Annotated in this window: 16 protein-coding genes and 1 riboswitch; of the genes, 2 read left to right on the forward strand and 14 right to left on the reverse strand. The window is 50.2% G+C overall.

Features of this window, described 5'->3' with window-relative positions; genetic code table 11:
• Positions 1–4: 4 nt before the first annotated feature.
• The 4 genes from LGS26_RS07870 to LGS26_RS07885 all read right to left on the reverse strand — a co-directional run bounded on the left by LGS26_RS07870 (position 5) and on the right by LGS26_RS07885 (position 4039).
• Complete coding sequence (locus LGS26_RS07870) at positions 5–1207, reverse strand: M24 family metallopeptidase (RefSeq protein WP_237888333.1); 1203 nt, start codon at positions 1205–1207, stop codon at positions 5–7.
• Complete coding sequence (locus tag LGS26_RS07875; protein ID WP_237888334.1) at positions 1164–2102, reverse strand: lytic murein transglycosylase; 939 nt, start codon at positions 2100–2102, stop codon at positions 1164–1166. Before LGS26_RS07875 ends, LGS26_RS07870 begins: the two co-directional genes overlap by 44 nt.
• On the reverse strand, positions 2086–3231 hold the full coding sequence (locus tag LGS26_RS07880; protein WP_237888335.1) for a M23 family metallopeptidase: 1146 nt from the start codon (positions 3229–3231) through the stop codon (positions 2086–2088). Before LGS26_RS07880 ends, LGS26_RS07875 begins: the two co-directional genes overlap by 17 nt.
• 409 nt (positions 3232–3640) lie before the next feature.
• On the reverse strand, positions 3641–4039 hold the full coding sequence (locus LGS26_RS07885; protein ID WP_237888336.1) for a secondary thiamine-phosphate synthase enzyme YjbQ: 399 nt from the start codon (positions 4037–4039) through the stop codon (positions 3641–3643).
• Positions 4040–4245: 206 nt separating this feature from the next.
• Between LGS26_RS07885 and miaA the strand changes: the two genes are divergently transcribed.
• Entirely contained in the window at positions 4246–5184 is a 939-nt protein-coding gene (miaA, locus tag LGS26_RS07890; protein ID WP_237888337.1) for a tRNA (adenosine(37)-N6)-dimethylallyltransferase MiaA, read from the forward strand.
• A 4-nt stretch (positions 5185–5188) separates the two neighbouring features.
• Positions 5189–5740 carry a CDP-diacylglycerol--glycerol-3-phosphate 3-phosphatidyltransferase gene (pgsA, locus tag LGS26_RS07895; protein ID WP_237888338.1) on the forward strand — a complete coding sequence of 184 codons (552 nt, stop codon included), beginning with the start codon at positions 5189–5191 and terminating at the stop codon, positions 5738–5740.
• A gap of 5 nt (positions 5741–5745) precedes the next feature.
• Here pgsA and LGS26_RS07900 read toward each other — a convergent pair whose 3' ends face one another.
• The 10 genes from LGS26_RS07900 to exbB form a co-directional block, all read right to left on the reverse strand.
• Complete coding sequence (locus LGS26_RS07900; protein WP_237888339.1) at positions 5746–6591, reverse strand: HDOD domain-containing protein; 846 nt, start codon at positions 6589–6591, stop codon at positions 5746–5748.
• Positions 6592–7071: 480 nt separating this feature from the next.
• Positions 7072–8061 carry an ABC transporter substrate-binding protein gene (locus tag LGS26_RS07905; RefSeq protein WP_237888340.1) on the reverse strand — a complete coding sequence of 330 codons (990 nt, stop codon included), beginning with the start codon at positions 8059–8061 and terminating at the stop codon, positions 7072–7074.
• Positions 8062–8186: 125 nt separating this feature from the next.
• Complete coding sequence (locus LGS26_RS07910) at positions 8187–10187, reverse strand: TonB-dependent receptor plug domain-containing protein (RefSeq protein WP_237888341.1); 2001 nt, start codon at positions 10185–10187, stop codon at positions 8187–8189.
• A 27-nt stretch (positions 10188–10214) separates the two neighbouring features.
• Positions 10215–10400: riboswitch (cobalamin riboswitch) on the reverse strand.
• A gap of 74 nt (positions 10401–10474) precedes the next feature.
• Positions 10475–12364, reverse strand: a complete 1890-nt coding sequence (locus LGS26_RS07915) for a VWA domain-containing protein (RefSeq protein WP_237888342.1) — start codon at positions 12362–12364, stop codon at positions 10475–10477.
• The gene (locus LGS26_RS07920) at positions 12361–13380 is read right to left on the reverse strand and encodes an ATP-binding protein (RefSeq protein WP_237888343.1); all 1020 of its coding nucleotides are present in this window, start codon (positions 13378–13380) and stop codon (positions 12361–12363) included. The genes LGS26_RS07915 and LGS26_RS07920 overlap by 4 nt, the downstream gene beginning before the upstream one ends.
• Entirely contained in the window at positions 13377–14891 is a 1515-nt protein-coding gene (locus LGS26_RS09745; RefSeq protein ID WP_330873282.1) for a cobaltochelatase subunit CobN, read from the reverse strand. Before LGS26_RS09745 ends, LGS26_RS07920 begins: the two co-directional genes overlap by 4 nt.
• A gap of 2 nt (positions 14892–14893) precedes the next feature.
• Entirely contained in the window at positions 14894–17320 is a 2427-nt protein-coding gene (locus LGS26_RS09750) for a cobaltochelatase subunit CobN (protein ID WP_330873283.1), read from the reverse strand.
• 29 nt (positions 17321–17349) lie between these two features.
• Positions 17350–18111, reverse strand: coding sequence for a TonB family protein (locus tag LGS26_RS07930; protein WP_237888344.1), 762 nt, complete (start codon positions 18109–18111; stop codon positions 17350–17352).
• Positions 18108–18497, reverse strand: a complete 390-nt coding sequence (locus LGS26_RS07935) for an ExbD/TolR family protein (RefSeq protein ID WP_237888345.1) — start codon at positions 18495–18497, stop codon at positions 18108–18110. The genes LGS26_RS07930 and LGS26_RS07935 overlap by 4 nt, the downstream gene beginning before the upstream one ends.
• Positions 18478–18939, reverse strand: a complete 462-nt coding sequence (gene exbB, locus LGS26_RS07940) for a TonB-system energizer ExbB (RefSeq protein ID WP_237888346.1) — start codon at positions 18937–18939, stop codon at positions 18478–18480. The genes LGS26_RS07935 and exbB overlap by 20 nt, the downstream gene beginning before the upstream one ends.
• Between the last annotated feature and the right edge of the window lie 4 nt (positions 18940–18943).

The following is an 18943-nucleotide window of genomic DNA, read 5'->3' on the forward strand; positions in this document are numbered from 1 at the left end:
GGATCTAACAGATTATCAGCTCCTGCGGGCTTGTGGTCAGGCGCTCTGCGCCGTTTTGCGTAATCAAATAGGTATCTTCTATGCCAACAATGCCTTCATCCGGAAATACAAGCTTCGGCTCAACGGCAACAACCATGCCTTCAGCCAAAGGCATCGGGTTCTTTCTTGAAAGAAACGGGTACTCATCGACCTCTACACCAAGGCCATGGCCGATAAAAATCACCTGATTTCGGCCAAATCCCATAAAATTCTGCGCATATCCAAGACCTTCCATCCGATTTATCGCCCAGTCATATATCGAGGAACAGCTTGCACCCGGGACAAGCCGCTCTTTGATCCCCTGATGAACCTCCAAGACCGCCTTATAGGCATCCAAAAGGCGCTCAGGCAGGCCTTTTATGCAAAAAAGCCTTGTCTGGTCACAGAGATAGCCGTTTGATGAACCACCAAAATCGATGCACACGGGCTCAAAGGTCCTGATTGTCCTTGTGCCTGCGCCCAGACCATAGGCAGGCGATGTCCCAAGGCCTCCGCCAGGCGTATTGGTCCATGATGGCATGGCCCCATCCGCGCCGGAGAGCACATGTCCCATACCGCACTCCTGATTCCATCCCCTCATGCGGAGGTAGCCGGGATGTCCTTGCAATCTGAGCCTGGTTTCAATCTGGCTGGATAGCTCCAGCTCGGTAAGGCCTTCACGCAGGGTTTCCTGGACGCAGGCCACGGCTTCGGCCACCTGGCCGCACGCCTCCCTGATCCGATCGATCTCCCAGCGGGACTTTACGGCACGGGTAAGACGCACTGCATGGGTTACATCAACAAATCTCGCACCTGGCCAGATATTTTTACTGTAGTAGAGGTATAAGGCCGCTGGAAGACAATCAAGCTCAAGCCCGACAACCGCGGCATCCAGAAGGCCCTTTTCCTTGAGCGCCTCATTCAGGCCGCTCATGCCAGAAAGCGGTCTTATATCTCTTAAAGCAGACTCCTTGATGGCCCTTTCAAAGACCCTCCAGACCAGAAAAAGCGGCTCACCATGAGCAGGTATGAACAGATGTCCATCCTGCACCGTACCGGTAAAGTAATAAAGATCGGCATTTTGGCGCAGCATGGCAAGCTCTATCCCCAGATCCCTCAAATGCCCTTGAAATCGCCTCGTACGCTCAAAAAGCTCGGCTTGCGGCGTCAGGGACCCCTGCAACAACACTGTTATCTCCTATCTTAAGACCCAATCTTTCCGCCACCTGAAGGACCGTCTCTGCATACGGCCGACTGTAGTTATATTTTAAAATAACTTGCACCGCATCATCATAATTAAGCCCAGGCGACCAGCCATAGCTTTTAAGATAATTGGCCATGCTTGCAATAGCGTCCGCCTTGGAGAAGAGATCAATCCTGCCGTCTTTGTCCTCGTCAACCCCAAAAAGAATGGCGTTCGTCGGCATAAATTGGCATATCCCTATGGCACCGAATATGGAGCCCCTTATACTCAAAGGATCTATATTGTTTTGATAGGCATAATCCAAAAAGGCATGGAGCTCATGATACGCCCACTCCGACTTCTTTTGGATACTTGCCATTAGCATATCGTTTTCGCTGGACGAAAAGAGGGTATCCGGAAGCCATGGACGCACTTGTTTTAGATCAGAGGCCAGGGCCATGCTTGCAAGTACATTGAAGACAAGAGCGCCGCCTGGATTTCTCCCGAGATCAGTCTCAACAAGAAGTATAGCGACACATACCTCCTTTGGAACGCCATATTCCTGCTCGATCCTTGTCAATAATTGATAATTTGCATAAATAAATCTCTCAGCCCTGGCTATCCTGTCAGGACGCAGAAACTGGGCGTAATCAAGTTTTGCCTCACTGTGGGTCAGTTTTCTAGGCATTACTCTCGGGTCGAATCTAACCTCCGACCTGGCAAATAGGCGCCTCATCTTCGCCCCATCTTCACCGTCTTTTATAAGGCGTTCTATCAAAGGGGTCCAATTCACAGCCACCCTGTTTGCCTCTGAAGACGGATGAGGGAGACAGACAGCAAATAAGATAGCCACTGTTATAAAAAATAACGGCCTTGAATATCTACTAGCCAAGCCAGCCATCAGGGGGCCCTTTGACCTTGCGCAATTCCACAAATAGTACCTTTTTGGCAGGATTTTCCTGTCTTAAACAGGCCATCCATTTAGAGGATTGGGACTCAAAACGCTTGAGATCGGCCCTTGCAAGTATGGATTTCGGCATGAATTTTACGCTGAATGGGTCTTTAAACACACCTTTTACGGCAAGTCGATAATCAAGATGAGGGCCGGTGGCAAGACCGCTCATGCCAACATAGCCGATCACCTGCTTTTGCTTCACCCTCGCTCCAACCGCTATGCCCTTTGCAAACCTTGACAGATGCGCATACTGGGTCTCGATCCCGCCAGAGTGCCTTAGACGCACGGTTTTCCCAAAGCCGTTCTCCCACCCTGCGAATTCGACCTTGCCGTCTGCCGCAGCCATGACCGGAGTGCCTATAGGGGCTGCAAGGTCAACACCCAGATGGGGGCGTTCAGACCCCAGGATCGGGTCCAATCTGTGAAAGCTGAATCTGGACGTGATCTTGATTACTGGAAGAGGCGACCTCAGAAAGGCCGTACCTATCTCACGTCCGTTTGCATCGAAATAATGCCCTTCTTTGGCCCCTTTCCTCCTGAAATAATAGGCGTTTATATCTTTCAACACCCCGTCGTACCTGGCTGCCAGTATCCGGCCATACCCTATGAATCTGCCGTGTTTAAAATACTTTTCGACGATCAGGTCGAACCTGTCTTCCGGCATGGATTCGGTATTGAAATCTATCTGTGATGAAAAGATATTGGCAAAGGCCCGTGCCAGCTTCGGCTGCTCGCCGATATTCGAAAAACCGTCGAAAAGCGAATCACCTACGACACCGGACAACTTGACCACCTTGCGTTCAAGCGTCACATCTTCTTGATAGACCTTATATCCGCCGTCTTGATCGGGTTCGATGGCATACAGCTCAAAGGGCCCTCTCTCGTATGTACATCTTACAAGGTGCCCTGCATAATCTGTAGAGACGGAAAAGACGTCGCCGGGTTGCAATCTTTTAAAATTTATAAGTCTAGAGAGCTTCTTTGTCACGTCCGCGGCCAACTCGTCCCCGATATCTCTTTTTTGAAAAATCTTGTCTATCAAGGCCTGGAAGCTGTCCCCTTGTTCCAGCGTCATAGATGTCGTCTCAAGCCTTTTACCTTCGGCAGAGGGGCCATGGTATTGGATCCTTGACGATTGCGCACCAAAAATAAAGGACGGTCTAGCTGCTGATCCTGGTGCATCCGGATACCCGGCCGATTGTAAAAGAGGACCATAAGGATCTGTTTGCATAAAGGTAATAAAATGCGACTGCGGCCTGACCCTTTCTTTTTTATAGACTACTCTGTAGACAATTGGTGCGGAAAATCCAAAAACAATCAGGGAAAAGATCGATATGAATCTCAGATGAGGCCTGATCATGACACGGCATCCTCCCATTTTGAGATAAATCTGCCGTCGTTCTTCCGGCAGTTGCTATGCAAGGGCAAAAAACTGGCGATTATCCGACAACAAAGGTCGATTATTTCTTACCATACAAACCGGTTCAGGACAACCTTCCAATCTTAACCCAGATCTGCCTTGACCTTGGACCGTCAAACTCACAGAAAAATATCCTTTGCCATCGCCCTAAATAAAGGTCGCCATCCTCAACAATAACTGTTGCACCTGAACCAACGAGCGAGGCCTTTATATGGGCGTGAGAATTGCCCTCAAGGTGTCGATAATCAAAACCCCGCGGGACGATCTTCTCCAACATATTAATGATATCCATCTTGACCGCCGGATCTGCACCTTCATTTATAGTAATCCCCGCCGTTGTATGCGGTGAATAGATAAAGACCATGCCGTCGTTTACGCCTTTTTTCTTGATAACGCGGTGTATTTGATCTGTAATATCCACCAAATCGGTATGAACTTTTGTCTCAATTGGTATAATTTCCATGTTCATATCCCCCTATATCCATAATTTTTATTATAATTATGCCTTATCATAGGCAAAATCCTGCACCATCAGCCTGCTCGGTCCAGACAGGATGAGCATACCGCTGAACAGGATTCCTGCTGCCGAGAAGAAATATATTAGATCTACCAAACCATGGATGGATATCTACACAAAGGCTTTGCTTGAATCCCCCTGGAGGCATTACTTTGAAACACAATCTACCTTGTCCTTTCCCGATGATAGCAATCCTTGGCCCGACGGCAATAGGAAAGACGGGCATAGCCCTGCGCCTTGCTGCGGAAATCAAGGGTGAAATAATAAATTTTGATTCCATTCAGGTCTATAAAGGCCTTGATATAGGGTCAGCAAAACCGACAAAGGATGAAATGGCAACCATACCGCATCATCTCATCGACATACTTGAACCCGACGAACCGTTCGATGCGGCCATGTTTGCCGCAAGGGCACAGATGACCATACGCTCTATAAAGCTTAAAGGGAAGATTGCTATCCTTACAGGGGGCACTAACCTCTATCTAAGGGCGCTCATTGAGGGCCTTGCGCCTTGTCAGGGCGAAGACCGCGCCTTGAGGACAAGGCTCAAGCGGATCCTGATGGAATCAGGACGAGAGAAATTGTACAGATTTCTCGCCACCATAGACCCCAAAACAGCTGCCCGTCTACATCCCAACGACAGCTTCAGGGTGATACGGGCTATAGAAATTTACATCCTAACCGGTCAGCCGCTTTCTATGTGGCATGAAATACACCGAAATAACACAAAAATTAGGCCTTACTGTATCAAGATAGGCCTCATACGCCCTATAGATGAACTCTATACAAAGATAGACAGACGAGTTGATAAAATGATCAATGCCGGCCTTGTCGATGAAGTAAGGCGACTCCTGGCAATGGGCTTCGATCCTAGGCTCAAGCCCTTGCAGTCGCTTGGCTATCGGCATATTATCCGGTTTCTTGCAGGCGAGGTCAGCTTTGCCGATACTATAAGGCAACTTAAGATGGATCACAGGCGTTACGCTAGGCGCCAGCTTATCTGGCTCCGCAAGGAACCAGGGGTGAAGTGGTTTCACCCAGACGATCTCGTAAGGCGGGGAAAGATATGGCCCGCAATCTCAGGGGGTTAGGCAATTGAACATACCAAATCTTTTCACTTTGATACGGATCGTCCTGATCCCCATTTTGATCATATTTCTAATAAACGGGAGATTTTTTGAGGCGCTGATCGTATTCAGCCTGGCAGGAGTGACTGATGCCCTTGATGGACTTATAGCGAGGATGCTCAGACAAAAGACAAAGATCGGGGCGATCCTCGATCCGATAGCTGATAAACTGCTTTTGACATCATCTTATGTAACGCTGGCGGTTGTCGGAAGGCTGCCAAACTGGCTCGCCATCGTAATAATAAGCAGGGATATCATAATAGTAGCAGGCGTCCTGATCCTATTCCTGCTTCAAGAAGACGTAGAGATAAAACCTACAGTCCTCGGAAAGCTCACTACGCTTTCACAGCTTGGGACTATATTCATAGTCCTTCTAGGCCAACAGATTGGGGTATTTGCGCCTCTTGTCCGAGTTTCAGGTCTCCTGACGGCAGCGCTTACGGTCTCGTCAGGGGCACACTATATGTTTTTAGGGATAAGCCTCTTGGGAAAGCTAGATACTGGAATGCACAGGCACTAATCAAGTTAAGAAGACATGCTGCGCCAAAGGTCTTCGATCCCTCGTGCCTTTGCCTTGACCGACTTCTTTATCTCATCAAAAGCGTCGTCGCATATAGCCAGACGTCCCAACACCATCGGATCAATCTCTTTTTCAGGCTTATTTACTACTGTCGCGCCCATGTAGTGCACCAAATAATCGGCCAGCGCTATCCTTACCAGATAATCAGGCGGATCAAGCTCGAGAAATGGATCATGATGCCTCAGGGCGACTATCTGAAACGGCTCGGGGAGCCCCCATCTTTCAGCCAGTCTGGCACCCCAAAGCTGGTGATCGACCCCCCATAGCCATTCAGCCTCCTGCCTAGTGGTGCCTTCCTCCTCCGCGAGCCTAATCATGACCATCGGTGCCTGCGCCATAAGTACCAGCCATCCGATATCGTGTAACAGCCCGAGTGTATAAAGATCGGCCTCTTCCCCGCCATCAGGCGCAAGGTCTTGTGCTATGACAGCGGTAGCGATAAGGTGCCTCCAGAGGGCCTCGGCGTAAAGGCGAACCTCGGGGGCTACGGTCAAGAAACGCTCTGACATGACGACCCCAAATGTGATTCTTACTATCTCTTTGAAACCGAGAAGCGATATCGCGTGTTTTATGGATGTAACCTCTACCCCTATGGAATAAAATGCATTATTTACAACCTTGAGCACCCTGATCGCCATGGTGGGGTCTCGGCTTATAATATCGGCCAGATCAGATATCTTTTTTTTGTCATCGCTTGCAACCGCAAGTAGTTTATGGACAACTGAAGGAAGGGTTGGTAGGTCTTCTCCCGCCCAGTCTATGGTCAAAATCTGTCTGCAAGACCTTGCCATCAACAAGTCCGCCTTCAAGCAATTCAAAAAACCCATGCCTGGCCTATCCATTCAATTGCCCAACCAACCGGATAGAGGCTGTGGACAGGATATCCATATTAAAAGGAGTCCAACCGGAACAGCAGCACAGAGGTTTTTTATTTCTATCACAAAATGAACATGAATCTCATAATTTTTATACTATTTCATCTAACAAATGGCAACGGATTTATTTATTGCATGCCTTTATTGCAGCCTCTTATCCAATAAAAATGCATCCCGACAGAAAGATCATAATCCTTTTCAGTTTTATAGTTTTAAAACAGCCACTTAAGCCCTGCCCAAAATGTCCTTGCCGGCATCGGATAGTTAGGACGTAAACGTAGTTCCTATCAAAATAGACAGCACCTCAAAAAAAACGACGGGTTGTATGCCCCCATAAATATGGAAAACATACCTGCAAGGATCGGGGACAAAAGCACTATCCATACCACCGGCCTTTTACTGCGCAATTTTATCTATCTCCCCATAGGAAACCCCGAAGACATTCCTGTAAAAGCGGTCAACCACACCATCGAAATCTACGTCCTTGAAATATTCCGGATAGGTCTTCATGGCCATCCAGAGGGCGATGGGCGCAAGCCTCGGAGACCATGTCGACCATTCAGGGGCCTTATAGACCCTGCCGTCTTTTACCGCCTTTATACACCTCCACTGGGGGTTATTAAGGATGTCCAGGGCCTTATATGGCGCATATCCCCAGATGAAGATTACATCAGGATTCCAGGCGATTATCTTCTCCATGGATACATCGGCGCTCCCGCCCCAGCCTTGTGTAATAGATGATGCGGGATTTACCGCACGGATCTCCTTGAGCACGTCGGCCAGGAGGCTGCCCTTACATGCAACGCTTGTCGGTCTCCCTCCGTAGTAAACCCAGAGGACCCTTCTTATCTTGTCGGCAGGTATCCTGGACACCCTTTTCTGAATGAGCCTGAAGATCCCTTCCATCTCGTTGATGGTCTTCTCTGCCTCTCTTCCCCTCCCAAACAGCCTTCCAAAAAGATCTATCACACCATAGAATTCATGAAGGGTCTTCGGGTTTATCTCTATGACCCTCAATCCGTTTTGCTCCATGAATCTTACCGTCTCATGGGAGTATGACCATGTAATGACAATATCGGGCCTGAGTCTAAGGAGCGCCTCTATGTTCACATCAGCCATGCCGCTGGCTACAGGTACGACATTGTCCTTCCAGTCCGGCTTTGCGGCCTTGAGCAGATTATCATGAGCATATGTATAAGTGCTGACGCCGACGACCTTGTCCCAGATATTCAGAGCAGGGATCAAATCACTGGGACCTACGAGGATTACGGCTCGTTTCACAGGGACCTGTATCTTGACAGCCCTGCCTAGATAGTCCTGACAGGTTATTTCCGCAGCCCACGATATGGACGCCGAATATATCAAGGCCAGAGGCAACAGAGACATGATCAACCGCACCCCTGCGCGTCCGCCGACAGCAATGACACTTTTCCACAGCCGCCATTGCGGGGGGCGCCTATGCCCAGCCATGCCCTGATCATGGAGTTATGCAAGGGTCTCATCGGCGCATCTCAAAACAGCCACCTTGCCCCGACGGCTATAGTCCTGCCAGGCATGGGATAGCTCAGGACATATTGATACGCCCTGTCAAAGAGGTTTTCCACAGACGCCGTAAGTTCAAGGTGTTTTATAGGTCTATAGGAGCCTTTTATACTGACGACGGTAAAGCCACCCTTGTTTACCACGACCTTTCCATACGATGGCGGGCTCCAGTCCTGCACCTTTTCACCCCCTGTGTAATTTGCAATGAGCCTGGCGTCCCACCTCTCCTGACCGGCCTTCACGCCGAACGCCCCGGTCCATCTGGGGGTATAGAGAAGCGTTTTTCCGTATTTGCCGATCTCAAGCTCGTCCTTGCTCGAATATCTTGTGAGGTAGGTGATATTGGCAAACGGCTCAATGGATAGATTTAACCCGGCCGCCAGCCCCGCATCATAAGAGATATTGGCCTCAATGCCCTGGATGGCCGCCCCGTCAACGTTTTTAAAGGTCTGGGCCTTGAGCGCACCGTCGTAATAGCTCAATATCTTGTCTTTAAAGTCCGTATGAAAGAATGTGAGACCACTCTTAAAAAGACCTTTTGAATACCCAAGCCCTGCGTCATATGTCGTGCTCTTCTCAGGTCTTAGACCCGGATTCCCGATATAATGCGTCCCCCAATCTGATACATAGTCTGTCGCCAGCTCGTCAGGCGCAGGCGCACGGAAGGCAGTGCCAATGCTTCCCTTGAGCTCGAAGCTATCTGTGACTTTATATACCAGCCCACCCCTTTCCGTCACATGGTCCAAGGTTTCCTCCCTTGGATTAAGGCCCTTTATACCTGCTGTTGAAAGTATCTTGTCCTCGAAATAGTCATAACGAAGCCCTGCACTCAGCAAAAGTTTTTTATTGAGCAGACTGAGCCTGCCTTCTGTAAATGCGCCATAGCTGTCATATCTTGAATTCGGGCTATAAGGCGCACCTATGTTTCTCGAACTATCAACCTCTATCCTGTCCCATTGGCCGCCTGTGACAAGCCTGAAGTCACCGCCAAGATCGAATGTCTTTTGAAGATTAGCCCCCTGCGTATATGTATCTATCGATGTGATATTTGAGTTGCCGGGGCCGAAATTCATGCCCCCATGCCATTCGCCCTTTTCGGTTACGTGATAATAGCCTGCGTCGATCGTTTTTGTCTTGTATTCCACATCAACGCCGTCCCTTTCCTTCCTGTCAAAATTATCAGGATCAGGGGCATATCTCGGCCCTGGAGAGCCTATGGCCCATCCCCTCCAGTGCTGAAGGCCCATGGATATGTGATGGCCGTCGAGAAACTTGTAACCCAGACGTAGCGACGCCGTCTCGTCGTTATAAGCCGTATTCCTAATCCTGCCGTAGTTCCTGGTATCATAGTCATCCTCTGACGAACGGCTGCCGGAGAAATAAAAATCAAAGGGCCCCTTCTTTCCGCTCAGCTCCGCCTCTGGTCTCCAGTAGTCGTATGAGCCGGCCTCGCCGCCAATGGAGCCGTGGACGCCCTCTTTTCTCCCTTCTTTTGTTATGACGTTGATGACACCACCCATTGCAGAAGAGCCGTAGAGGACAGATGCAGGGCCTTTTACTATCTCAATCCTTTCGATATCGTCAACAGGTATCTCTGCAAGATTTACCGTGCCTGCATAATGGCCATTGATAAGGACAAGCACCCTGCTTTTCAGCTCACTCATAAGATCTGTTGTCAGGCCTCTCAATTCAATTCTGCCTGTAAGTGCGCCTGGATATTTGTGGACATGGCCGATCCCAGCCTCTGCAATGAGGTCTCCGGCATCCCTGGCGGTAGAATTCTTTATGTCTTCCTGGGTGATTACCTGGACAGATGCAGGGACGTCTTTTTCAGGCTCCGCAATCTTTGTTGCAGTTACGACGACCTCGCCCAATGGCATGGCCGCTTCATCTGCAGACGCAGAAGCGGCAAAAAGGATAAGAACCAAGGAAAAAATAAGATTTATTGCTGAAAATAGCGTATTTTTCATCTCTTCCTCCCTCGAGAAGTCTGTTGTTGAGTTTTCATGGTCTGGATAGGTCTTCCGGCTTAAGGGCAACGTCAATTTCCTACTCGCCCGCCTTCCCATCATGGTGTTACCCAGGACAGTGGCTTTAAATCGGGCTTTCGTTCCCTTTTACGGCTGCGGGGCAGCGGGAGAATCACACTCCTCTTCCCTGGCATCCAAACTATAGTATTTTTAGAAATTCCTTATCGATTTAAAAAACATGCGGTAATCGCCTGCAATCACCCCCCTTCAAAACCGTATACAACTGGTCAAAAACCAAAAACTCCTACCTTTTTCATCTGTACCATCTCAACAAGGCAGTCGGCTCTCAGTCCTTCAATAGTATGATAATCAGCACCAAGCTGTGACGCTATCTGAAGGGCCAGATCGGTCTTGATGAACCCACTCTTGTCTTCTGTATCCACAACGATGTAATCTGTCAAGCTCAATTCACTGAGGAGTTGGGCCATCTTTCTGACCTCTTCACCTATCGGGGCCCCTGAAATACCCTGGTTGGCCCTACCGTCTGTTATGAGCACGCCGATAGCCCTCATTTCAGGCGATTTGACCGTTGCCCGTTTGATAAGTCTGTAGGCCTCCAAAAGCCCCGCCGCCAAAGGGGTCTTGCCGCCGACAGGGATTTCCCTCAGTCTCCTTGAGGCGTTTTCAACGCTTGATGTAGGCGGCAGTATGACCTCGGCCCTGTCTTTTCTAAAGACTATCATGGAGACCCTGTCTCTTTTCTGATAACAGTCCATGAGCAGGGACTGGACAGCCCCTTTGGTCTCCACCATCCTTCTCCTGGCGCCCATTGAGCCCGACCCGTCCACAACAAAGACTACGAGGTGACCCATCTTTTTCTCCCTCTGCTTGAATCTCAGGTCATCGTCGCGAATCAGGATCACCTCTGTCCTGCCCCTTGCCTTTTGATGAGGGGCCGCGGCCCGGAGCGTTGCATCGATGGCTATATCATCCTTCTTTCTCTGGACGCTCTTTACATACCTGCCGCTCTTGTCCCTTGACCCTGTCTTTGTCCTTCTGCCGGATACAGACCGGTTTACCCGGTCCTTTCTGAGTATTATCCTTTTTGTCTTAAACAGCCCGCCGGTCTCAAAGACCTCTTCTTTGGGGTTTGATTCCATCTGTTGGCGGCCGCCGTCATCCGGCCCGTCCATTCCGGCCTGATCGGGGCGGGACCCATCAGGCTCACGGTGTTTACCGCTCGATTGAGACCCATGCTGTTTCTCCTGCCCGTCAGACCCTGTCTGTTCCCCGTGTTCCTGACGCCCCTCCTGTTGTTCCGTCTGCTGCTCCATCTGCTGCTGTTGCTGTTGCTGGGATACCCTTTTCCTGTGCGCAAGCACAAGAGGGGCGACGGCGTCCACGTCATCCCTCGTCACTTCTTTGCGGCCGCAATAGGCGGCATGGGCCCGTGCGGCATACATGAGATATATGTCGCCCCTCGATCCGGGGATATTGTTTTCAATGCACAATTGCGCGATATAATCCCTTGTCTCAGCCGGGATGACCGTATCTTTCAGAACAGAACGACAGGAACGGATCTTATCCCTCAGGCATCGGTCCTCCCTGCTCAAAGACCGGCCAAAGACATCGGGCGCCGCCTTTTTAATAACCTCTATCCTCTGCGGCCCTTCTTTTAACCCTTCCCACAAGACCATCATACCGAAACGGTCGAGCAGATGGGGCGAAAGCACCCCTTCCTCCTGGTTCATGCTTGCAACCAGGATAAACCGTGAGGGATGTCTCAATGCAATCCCTTCCCGCTCAACGATGTTTTCTCCGCGGCCCATGGCCTCGAGGACAAGCGAGGCTATATCGGGTGAGAGCAGATTGACGTCATCAATATAGACAACGCCACCATCGGCGCGGCCCAGGACACCAGGCTGAAAGACCCTCCTGCCTGTCTTTATCGTATCTTCAATATTTACGCCCCCCATAAGGGCGTCTTCCGTGATATTGAGCGGGAGGTCTATAAAAGGGAAGGCTTCAGGCAGTATCTCTTTAAAAAGCCTTGAGAGCGTTGACTTGCCGCTCCCCTTTTCACCAGCGAACAAAACACCCCCACAATTAGGATCTATGGCATTTAAGATCAACGCAAGTTTCGCATCGTCATGCCCGACAAAGTCACTGAATGTCATGCCCGCAGAACCCCGGTAAGCGCTGTCTCAAGCCTTTCCATACCTACCCCCATCTCTTCAAATGGAAGCCTCTTCATTCTGTGGCTCAGGGCGAGCTGGGCCACATCCCTGATGTCATCATCGCTTATGGACACCCTGCCCCTGAAGGCGGCCAGGGCCATTGCCGCCTTCATCATCACGATATCGGCCCTGTGGCCATCGAGCTCAAGCGAGGTGGTGACGCCTACGATTCTTTCAAGTGCAGCATCAGGAGGTATGATACGGCCGAGCCTCCCCTTTGCCGCCATGATCCCCTTTGAAAGCCCATCCTGTTCGGGCTGCCAAACAGCTGCAAATGCCTCTGGATCGGCATCAAAGGCGGCCCTTCGTCTGAGTATCTCTACCCTCTTCGCCTTGTCCTGGATCGATCCAACCTGCACGCACAGGCCGAACCTGTCCAGGAGCTGCGGCCTTAGGTCACCTTCCTCAGGGTTCATCGTTCCTACAAGAATAAACCTTGCAGGATGCGTAAAGGACACCCCCTCCCTTTCGACCGTATTTACCCCCATGGCCGCCGAGTCCAGCAACAGATCCACAATATGGTCTTCAAGGAGATTCACCTCATCGACGTATAAGAAATTCCTGTTTGCAGCGGCAAGTATCCCGGGCTCAAATCTCTTTTCGCCTTTTTTGATGGCGTGTTCGATATCGAGCGTGCCTATCAGCCTGTCTTCCGTGATACCGAGCGGGAGCTCGACGACCTCCATCTTCTTTCTTTCACGTTCAAGACTGCCTTCGCTCTCCAATATCTCCCTGCACCCGCTGCAAAGAAGACCGTCCGGATCGCAGTTAAAAGGACACCCTTTCACCACATCGATCTCAGGGAGGAGTTCGGCAAGCGCCCTCACTGCCGTGCTTTTGGCGGTCCCCTTCTCGCCCATTATCAACAACCCGCCTATCGATGGGTTTATCACGTTCAATATCAATCCGGTCTTCATCTCATCCTGGCCGACTATCGCAGTAAACGGGAATATCATTTAAGGACCTCCTCCATCTTTTTCTTCCATGCCTCCACCTCTTCCTTAGTGACAATATCTATGCCGCCTCCCTGAAAATCGCCCTTAATATCACCCATCCGTTCCTCGATCCACCCCTCTATCTCCACATACAACTGGGTCAGGGCCTCCTTGACATCTGGCGCAGGGTCCCACAGGCCCCGCTGAGCCACCTCCATCAGTCTCCTTGCCATCTCCTCCAGCGCCCATGGATTGTTCTCTTCAAAGAATCTTCTGTTCTCCTCATCCATCATGAAGGTGCGGGCTATCTCATCGAATATCCAGTCATCCACCTCTTGAGTGGTCGCCTCCCATCCATAGACCCTCCCCACCCTTTGCGAGATATCGCCAGCGCCCTTGTATCCATGCCTCTTCATCCCCTCAATCCACTTCGGATTGAGCAGTTTGCTCCTGACCACCCTTCTTATCTCGTCCGCCAGGTCGCGCACCTCGACGTGTTCCGGCTCCCTCGTATCGCCGTAATAGGTCTTGACCTCCTTGCCGGAGATGGTCCTTGCCGCTGCGGTCATCCCCCCGTGGGTCCCGAAATAGCAGCAGCAGCCGAAGAGGTCGTATTCGTCCGTTACGACCTTGTTGTAGGTGACGTCAACGGTCTTGAGATTTTCGGCCAATTGTCTGTGTCTTTCAGCGCCGAATATCCCTTTGCCGTAGGCATAACCGTTCCAATAGACAAACACATCGGAGAGGTCCTTTTCTTCCTTCCAGGCGGATGCATATACGGCAAGATTGACGCCGGCCTGATAGGTGCCTGGCTTTGAGGCGAATATACGAAGCGTTGCGTCGCGCCACACGTCTTTAGATGATCGGTCATCATCCCCGATCCGGGCCAGCGTATGTCTTCTTATATGGTTCATGTCAAGCGGCTCATCCAATGAGGCGACCGCCTGTACGGCCTCGTCCAGGAGTTCCATGCAATTTGGAAAGTTGTCCCTCGTTATGCCTGAGACACGAATTGTCAGGTCTATCCTCGGCCTGCCCAACTCGGCAAGCGGGATTATCTCAAACCCCTTTACCCTTCCGTTGGAAAGCCATACAGGTCTCACCCCGAGGAGATACATCATCTGGGACATCCCCTCGCCATCCGCCCACATGATGTCGCTGCACATCCAGAAGATAGCGATATTTTCAGGATACCTGCCTTCTTCGCTCAGATGTTTTTCAATTACGGCATCCGCCAGCCTCCGCCCAACTTCCCACGCGGCCTTCGTCGGGATTTTATAAGGATCTAGAGAATAGAAATTTCTCCCGGTCGGCAGGATGTCGTCCCTGCCGCGTGTGATGAGCCCGGATGGCCCGGCAGGGACATATCCTGCCTCAAAGCCATGCAGCAGGGCATCTATCTCCCTTGATTCCTCGATTCTCCTGTTTAGATCGAGTATCCTTTTCTTGATCTTTATCCATGGGTAAGTATTCCACTTGACATTTACGCCTTTGGCAATATCCAGCAATGCATCTCCATCCGCGTTGAACATCTTCACCCCTCCATATTTATTACCTCTTCGATCAGTCTTTTCCCTATGCGGTCTATCTCCTCCAAAAGCTCACCATGCCCCTTTTTTCTGACGGGATGGACGCCGCCCGGGTTGGAGAGTAGTTCGCTCAAATCCAACCCCATCATCTTCGCAATCTCACGCCTCAATGAAACATCTTCACCGGCGTCATATCTCAAGATCGAATAGATAAAACCTGCCCTCCTTTCTCCTTCAGGCAATTCTCCGAATACATGCATACCGTCCTGAATCTGGGTGTTTCTTGTCCTCGACAATGCGCCGTGGGCCTCCCTGACTATTTCGTCAAAGGGCAAGGCGTGAAGTCCTTCGTCGTCCAATTCACAAAGCCCCACCCTTTTGACCCTTCCCGTCCCTTTATCGACGGTAGAGACCTTTATCTCCTTATCCAGGTTCGTCTTCTTTATTGCATCCATTATGAGATGCTCAAGGGCATGGACCCTGGCCTTATCCAGACCCTTCACCTGTTCGTATTCGCCCAGAAATCGTCCCAGCTCCTCCAGTTCCTCATACACCCCCCCTTGTGTCATCACCGTCTGCATGTGGTCAACAAGGGTCGCATAACTACGACGTTTTGCAATTGTGCCCTCTGGCGGGTTGTCGGCATTGTAGATATAGAGATGAGGGATATGACCTATAGCTATATCGGGGTAGCAGTCTCCTGAAAGGGCCGTGCCTTTGCCCGGCAGGAACTCAAGATTCCCATGGGTTCCGACATGAACGATCGCATCCGCCTTGAAGTCATACTCAAGATAGCGATAGGTCGCCATGTATTGGTGAGGCGGGGGGACATCAGGGTCATGGAGTATCTTACATACCCTGCCGTCACACCTGGCGCCTGCGCAACCACGCTTTGGCTGTACGCATACCACTGCATTCCCATAATCAACCCCTGTCACAAGGATCTTTCCATCATGGACCATGGCGGCAGGAATCCCATCTTTTTCTACCCCAGGAGGATCGCCCCAGGCCTCGCACACCCTCTTTCTTACGGTTTCAGACAGGGCATTGAACCACTCCTCGTATTCCTCCTTCGTCACCATCTTCAATACGCCACCCTTTTCTACGATTTCATCGGTTGTCGTCCACCTGAATTCTGATATCGCCTTTCGATTCATTATGGCATCAATGAGTTCCTTGCCGTCCTTCGGTGGAACGACATCATAACCCGCCGCCTTCATTTTATTTATTATCCTTGCGACAGACTCCAGGGTATCGAGATGAGCGCCCGCCCCGACAGTTGCCTCGACTGATGCGCATGGATTATTATGGAGCATAAAGGCTATCTTACGCCTACCTACAGGCCTTCTTTTCAATCTTATCCAGTTTGCCACCCGTCTTGCCAATTTTCCCATTCTTTCTTCAAAGGCAATGCGTTTATCGCCTCCTTTTTCTTTGAGCCCGCCTATAATTATCGGCTCTATCCTGCCCTCGAACTCCGGCATCGCAATAGACCAGCCGATGCTGCTTCCATCCGTGCCATGGGGGTCACTCCACCACTCCTCCATTGTCTTATAATAGGATGTGACCGGCATAAACACAGGGACATCGAGCCTTTTAAGTATATCCACGCCTTCCAGGGCAACCTTTCCGCCTTCCATGGAGGCTCGGCTTGAACCAATAAGAAACATCTGAAGATTGATGAGGGCATCTATTCTTGGTTTCCCATCTTTGAGGAAGTATTCGCAGACGACCTCTCCGCTTCCCTTTGTCCCAAGGCCATCGTCCCTTACAGAATATGAAAAGACAGGGATGACGACCAATCCAAGGGACTCGACCTTTCTTATCAAGGTATCCTCGATTCCAAGGTTTTTGTTGACCCAGTGAAAACGTGAAAAGAGGAGGCCGACAGCGCCTTCTGTCTTGGGAAAATCGGGTTTTCTTTTGTATAAACCATACCATTTCAGGTAATTTTCGATATTGTCAAAGATATCCGGCGCATCGGGATGATACAGCCCTTCCCACGGGATCGGCTTTGGCGGCTCTACATCAATATCCACTCCACAGACTGCGTTAGCGATATAGCAGAGCATTTGAATAAAATTTTCCTCTCCGTTATAGGTTATATAGGTATGAACCCTGGCCACAATATCCGGTTTTACATTAGACATGGCCCAGTACGACGGGTCATGACCGACGCATATTATCGGTACGGATTTTCCTATCTCATTCAGGCTCTTTTCTATAACATCCCATATGGATTCTGTTGAACGATAAAGCAGGATTACATCTGCCTCCTCAGCCTCTTTAAGTACAACGCCTATATCTTCATGCCCTTCATCAAGATATCTTGATGAATAAACCCCTACATCTATAATCCCTTCCAAGGCCTTGCCCGCCCTTTTAAGTGTTCCAGAATGCGAATGCCACATGATAGATAATATCTTTTTCATTGCCTGGCTCCTGATTATCCATGTTTTGTCTAGCTTAATCTATACACAATAGGTATTATCAATTCCGCCTTGACAGGGGGCTTCGGAAACGGTGCCGTCTTCTCTATTGTCTTTATCGCATTTGCATCAAGGACGCCGAAGCCTGATGACTTTACGACCTTTATATCTCCCACCTGTCCATCATCCAAAACAGTAAAAGAGACCACGACCCTGCCCGACCACCCCATCTTTCTTGCAAGCATGGGATAGGAGAGGTTTCGCATTATCATATCCCTGATGTATGCGAAATGTTCACTTATGTATCTCTGTCTCTGCTCATCTCTGACCGACAGACTATGACCCCCAGATTGATCGCTACTTTGACCACTGATCTGGCCGGGTTTATACGCGTCATCTGGCGCCGGCTGATCAGAGGCATCACCATCTGCCTCCGTCGGCATTTCTTTAGCGGCCTCATGGACAGGAGCCGTCTCTTTGTTCGCAATGACCTCTTCTTCAATAATATGCGCGGGCCGCTGGATCGGCCTTCCAGCCACCGCCCTTACTGCGGCCTTTGCTGTGGATCGATGCACAATATATTTTGCCACCCCTGTTTCTTTTCTAACATCCGCCTTCAAATGCCTGAGAGCCGCCTTCTCTTCAACGCCCTTCATGTCGTCGGCAATACTGAAGTCAATGACTATCGGCGGCCTCTTGTTCCATCTGATGGAATGGGAAAGGCCGAAGACCAGCGACAACAAGACCACATGAAGCAAAAATGATATCTGAAATCCCCTGGCGGCGTGATTCATGGCCTGTTCGCATCAGTGGTCTGAAGGCTCAGTCTCTTGAACCCGAGACCCTTTATCCTATCCAGGACATCTACAAACCTCTGAAGCACTATGGACCTATCAGCCCTTATCAGGATTGCGGTATCTCTATCAAGGCCCTTCATTGAACCAGTCATCCCGTCAAGGGACACAGGCCTTGAATCCAGATAAATATTGCCACCCCTGTCTATCTCTATAGTCCTGGTCTTCAACATCTCAGCGCTGTTCTTCGATGACACCCTCGGAAGCTCGACAGGGATTGCGCCGGAGGCTATAAACGCCGAGGTGGTCAGAACTATGGTGAGGAGCACGAGCATGACATCGACAAGGGGTATGACATTCATGTAATCAAAACCCTTTTCTTCCATCTTCGCCTCCTTGGTCTCTCTTTGACCTGTCGATCTCCCACTGCATCATAACCACCTTCGCCCTTCTCAAGAGGAGGTTGTAAAGGGCTGTAGACGGTATAGCCACAAGGAGCCCGGCTGCGGTTGCCTTGAGTGCAAGGGCAAGACCGATCATTGTCTTACCTGTGTCCATAAATCCCTCTGTCCCCATTGTATAAAATGTCAGCATGATCCCCAGAACCGTCCCCAGGAGCCCTATATAAGGGGCATTGCTCCCTATAGTGGCTATAATATGTAGCCGCTCCGTTAGGACAAGCTCCAGCTCCCTTTTGTCAGCATAGCGCCCTGCATCTATATTCTTATAGAGAAGATACCGCTCGATGGCTATTCCGACTGAAACGAAACTTAAAAGGATCAAAAGACCTATCACGCCGTAGTCAACGGCGACCTTAAACAATTCCAATACA

Source organism: Dissulfurimicrobium hydrothermale, from assembly GCF_022026155.1.
GTDB lineage: Bacteria > Desulfobacterota > Dissulfuribacteria > Dissulfuribacterales > Sh68 > Dissulfurimicrobium > Dissulfurimicrobium hydrothermale.